Origin of the sequence: Collinsella aerofaciens (assembly GCF_040920445.1) — a bacterium.
GTDB lineage: Bacteria > Actinomycetota > Coriobacteriia > Coriobacteriales > Coriobacteriaceae > Collinsella > Collinsella aerofaciens_BH.
Window position 1 is genome coordinate 18,460 of record NZ_JBCOTQ010000037.1, and the last position, 4,861, is coordinate 23,320.

3 protein-coding genes are annotated in these 4,861 nt (G+C 60.0%); all 3 read right to left on the reverse strand.

The window, feature by feature from the left end; genetic code table 11:
* Nucleotides 1–322 (reverse strand): DJ-1/PfpI family protein (locus AB5405_RS06850; RefSeq protein WP_368137982.1); only part of this gene is annotated, 322 nt, incomplete at its 3' end.
* Between the two features lie 105 nt (nt 323–427).
* Nucleotides 428–1,756 (reverse strand): 23S rRNA (uracil(1939)-C(5))-methyltransferase RlmD, encoded by a 1,329-nt coding sequence (gene rlmD / locus AB5405_RS06855; protein ID WP_368137983.1) that lies wholly within the window; start codon nt 1,754–1,756, stop codon nt 428–430.
* Nucleotides 1,757–1,854: 98 nt separating this feature from the next.
* Nucleotides 1,855–4,257, reverse strand: a complete 2,403-nt coding sequence (gene ppk1, locus AB5405_RS06860; RefSeq protein WP_226790565.1) for a polyphosphate kinase 1 — start codon at nt 4,255–4,257, stop codon at nt 1,855–1,857.
* Nucleotides 4,258–4,861: the final 604 nt, after the last annotated feature.

Here is a 4,861-nt window from a genome sequence, read left to right on the forward strand (position 1 = left end):
GGATAAACGGGGCGGCGCAGATGGCGGCGACGTGCTTGGTTGCGGCGAACTCGCAGACCACGTCGCAGACGCGCTGATCTGCGCGCAGGTTGGTGGCACCGGGCAGGCCGCCGGGCAGCACGACGCAGTCGTACTCGTCAAAGTTGATCTCATCAAAGAGCGCATCGCAGGTCACGGGGATCTGCAGCGAGCTTACGACCTCGCGCGTGGGCATGATCGAGACGAGCGTGGCACGCACGCCGCCGCGACGCATGACATCGACCATGGTCAAGCATTCAATAGTTTCAAAGCCATCGGCGGCGAGAACGGCAACGCTGGGCATGAGGGTTCCTTTCATAGGCGGCATACAATTAGCCGTCTTATACCCCGAAGACCTCCGCTTGCCACGCTCGATTTCCCAATGATTTTCTGAGCAATGATTAAGCGGCTAGTTGCGCCTAAGGTGGACGACGGTCTCGCAGTGGAAGGTTTGTGGGAACAGGTCGACTGGCGTGATCTTTACGGGGGAGAAGGTGCCTTCTTCGACAAAGCGTTTGAGATCGCGCGCCAGGGTGGCCGGGTCGCAGCTCACGTAGGCGACATCGCGGGCACTCGTGCTGGCGATAAGGCCGATCGCCTCGGGGGCGAGGCCTGCGCGCGGCGGGTCGACCACCAAGATGTCGGCATCCTGGTCGGGGAACTCGCGCACCGCGTCTCCGCCAATGACGTCGACGTTATCAAGCTTGTTGATTTCCAGGTTACGGCGTAGATCGCGCACGGCGGGGCCGTAGGCCTCGACGGCAGCGACAAAGTCGCAGCGGCGGGCGAGCGGCAGGGTAAAGGTGCCGGCACCGCAGTACAGGTCCACGGCAAGCTCGTCTTCCTGCGGGTCGAGCGCTTCCATGACAAGATCGATCAAAATCTCGGCACCCTTGGTGTTGACCTGGAAAAAAGACGGGGCAGACAAGCGCATCTGACCCTCGGCGATATTCTCGGTCCATGAGCCCTCTCCGGCGAGCATTTCGACCTTGGAGACACGGCGGGCCTTCTTTTCGCCCTTGCTCATCACGCGCACGATGCTCGTGGGGTGAGCGGCGTCCGCCAGCACGCGGGAGACCTGCGAGCGCGGAAAAGAGCCTGTGGGCGTCCAGAGCGCGACCTCGAGTGCCTTGGTGCGGCGCGATGCGCGAATGCCCACGCGTTCGAGCCCCAAGTCATGGCTGCCGCTTAGATAGTTGAGTGCGCCGACGACCGATTTGAGCGCCTTCGGGAAGCGCTTATCGAACAGCGGGCACGTATCGACGGTCACGATTTTACTGGGGTCGACACCGTGCATGCCAAGGCGCATGCGACCGTTGACGACGGTCGGTTCGAGCTCGATTTTATTGCGGTAGCCCCAGTCGTCCTTGGTGTGGCAGATGGGCTGCACCAACTCATCGACCTGCTCAGGAGCGAACTTGCCGATGCGCTCGAGCGTGGAGCGCAGGTTTTGTTCCTTGGCGGCAAGCTGTGCCGTGCGCGAGAGGTTGCCCCACGAGCAGCCGCCGCAAATGCCAACGAAGGGGCAAGGAGGCTGAATGCGATCGGGGCTTGGCTCTAGAACCTCGGTGGTGCGGGCGCGCATGAACGACTTACCGTCCTGCACGATCTCGGCCTCGACGGTGTCGCCCGCCACGGCGCCCTGCACAAATACGGCCTTGCCGTTGTCGGCATGCGCCAGCCCGTCGGCGCCGTACGTCATCGATTCTATGGTGAGCTTCATATCCCTGCCTGTCATTCGCGTTGTTGTCCGCACCATGGTAGCAGGGAAAAGCGCCCCGCATCTGAGGCTTTCCTCAAATGCGGGGCGCTTCTACAAACTGCTTCTACAAACGACTATTTCGTCTTGCCGGTAATGAGCGTCTTAAGACCCAGGCCGATCAGGCCCAGGCCCATGCGCACGCGACCGGGGCGATGGCGCTCGATGGCCTTGGTCTTGCCAGCGGGCTTATCGCGACGGGCGCTCGTCTCGGGTGCGGGCTTGGTGACCTGCGTCTCGGGCCGAGGTGCAGGTGCAGGCTCGGGCTCAATGACGGTCGCCTGGACCTCTTGGACCTTGGGTGCTACTGGCTGCGGCTCGGCCTCGGGGGCAGGTTCCGCCTCAATGACGGGCTCGGGCGCGGCCTCGGCGTTGCGATAGGCACGCTCCAGTAGAGCTTCCTGCGAGTTGAAGGGTTTCTCACCCTCTGCACGCTCTACGGGGACCCAGGTGCCGTCGCTCGTGAGGCTGCGGGCCTTCACGTTGTCGCGCAGCTGCATGCCCATGTACTCGTGCACCAGGGCACGGCAGGTGGGGTCGAGCACGGGGAAGGCGATCTCCACGCGGTGTTCGGTGTTGCGCGTCATCATGTCTGCCGAGCTCAGGTAGATCATGTCCGAGTCCACGCCAAAGGCATAGACGCGCGCATGCTCCAGAAAGCGTCCGACGATGGAGCGAACGTGCACGTTCTCGGTCTTGCCGGCAACACCCGGCTTGAGGCACGAGATGCCGCGGATGATCATGTCCACGCGCACGCCGGCACACGATGCCTCGGCAATCTTGTCGATGACCTCGCGGTCGGTAAGCGAGTTGAGCTTAAAGAACACGCGGGCGGGCTCGCCGACAAGGGCGCGTTGAATCTCGCGGTCCAGACCGCGCATGATGAGCGGCTTGAGGCCCACGGGCGCCACGCCCAGGAATCGGTAGTCGCCGCGCAGGTTGCCCAGCGACAGGTTGCGGAAGAACAGGTTGGCGTCCTCGCCGATACCGGGATGGGCGGTCATGAGCATAAAGTCACTGTAGAGCTTGGCCGTCTTCTCGTTAAAGTTGCCGGTGCCCAAAAGCGTCAGACGGGTAAGCGCCATGCCCTCGCGATAGGTGAGCTGGCAGATCTTGGAGTGGCACTTAAAGCCCTCGGAGCCGTAGATAACGGTGCAGCCGGCCTCTTCCAGACGCTCGGCCCACTCGATGTTGTTCTGCTCGTCAAAGCGGGCGCGGAGCTCCATGAGTACCGTGACCTCTTTGCCGTTTTCGGCAGCATCGATGAGCGACTCGCACAGGCGGCTCTGTTTGGCCACGCGGTAGAGCGTGATGCGCAGCGAGATGCACTCGGGGTCGTAGGCTGCTTCGTGCACCAGGTCCAAGAACGGGTTCATGGCCTCGTAAGGGTAAAAGAGCAGCTTGTCGTGCTGCAACACCTGCTCGCGGATGGAGCGGGCCATATCGATGGTGGGGTTGGGCTGCGGCTTAAACGGCGTAAAGAGCAGCTCGTTGCGTAGGTGTTCGGGAATCTTGCCCTCAATGCCAAAGACGTAGCCCAGGTCAAGGGGGATATCGCATGTAAACACCGAGCGACGCGAGAGCTCGAGCGCTTTGCGGATGGTCTTGAGCGTTGGCTTCTCGAGTGAGCCCGATACGGCGAGCACCACCGGCTGCAGGCGCAGACGCTTCTTGAGGATGCGCTTCATGTGCTGGCGGTAGTCCTCTTCCTCTTCGACGCCCTCGCCGTCCGGGTCGATATCGGCGTTGCGGGTGACTCGGATGAGCGCGCGGTCGAGTGGCTTGTAGGAGCCAAAGCAACTGTCCAGGCAGGCGAGGATGACGTCCTCGAGCAAGATGTAGGAGTAGGTGCCGGTGGGCGAGGGGATCTCGACCACGCGGTTCATCGAGGCGGGAATCTCGATAAGGCCCAGCAGGCTCTCCTCGTCAGTGACGCCGTCTAGGCCGCAAGCCAGATAGAGCGCGCCGTTGCGCAGGTTGGGGAAGGGGTGGCGCGGGTCAATGACCAATGGTGAGATAACCGGCGACACGTAGGCCTGGAAGTAGCGGGTTACAAAGGTGCGCTCCTCGGGCGTAAGCGAATCGATGCGGGCGCGGTGAACGCCCAGAGTGTCGAGCTTGCCCTCGATGCTCTTAAAGATGGACTCCCAGCGGGTAAGGAGCCCGGGCAGCTCGGCCATGACAGCATCGACCTGTTCGGAGGCGGTCATATTGCTCTTGTTGTCGACAGGCTGTTTTTTGAGCTCTGCCAGATCGGACAGGCCGCCCACGCGCACCATGAGAAACTCGTCGAGGTTAGACTCGAAAATCGACACGAACTTTAGACGCTCGAACAGCGGAACGGTCTCATCGAAGGCTTCGTCAAGCACGCGGTTGTTAAAGCGCAGCCAGCTAAGCTCTCGGTTTTGCGTGTACGAGAAGTCGCGCGGCGGCTTGCGCAGCTTTGCAGCGGCTTGCTTCTTTTCGATTTTGCTCGACATATGCATCTGTCCGTTCAGTCCCCGTAGAGGACGGTAGCCTAACTCTAAATCACTATTGTCTCAATTTAGTCGACCGCTGGCACGGACGTATCGCGTGAACGGTATCTTTACCTACTTCTTACGCTGACAAGTCATAGGACTGACGCCCCGCTCGTCTGCAAGCGGTCTATATCCTCACTCAACTGATGCGTAAGTATGAATAAGAATGATAGATAGCTGAATATCATCGAATACAGGCAGAAACGTAAACTAGCGTCATTTATATACATAAAACCGATTTAGCTATGCAATTCTGAATCAAAAGTTTAGAGACGCAATCGCAAATGGTTTTTAAGAAAAAAGAGCATTTACCTTTAAAAAGCTACTTTAGAACGCTGAAGTGCATTATGGGGGAATCATATGCGATATACCGTTCATCGCACTTTGTTGACCGTTCGGGGGCGAGGTGGAATTGCGGGTGGAATTTGGATATAACTAGTGCTGTCAGCAATAACGCCTCACACGGAGGGGCGCTAACGAATCGGCCCTGACAAGGGCCCGAAAGAAAGGTAGGAGGCCATGACGAAAGGTCTGCACGTGCCTTCCGAGATCGGCAAGCTCAGGA

Bases quoted from the DNA above. Each gene is read 5' to 3' on its own strand.
- rlmD (WP_368137983.1), bottom strand. From the start codon at position 1,756: ATGACAGGCAGGGATATGAAGCTCACCATAGAATCGATGACGTACGGC.
- ppk1 (WP_226790565.1), bottom strand. From the start codon at position 4,257: ATGTCGAGCAAAATCGAAAAGAAGCAAGCCGCTGCAAAGCTGCGCAAG.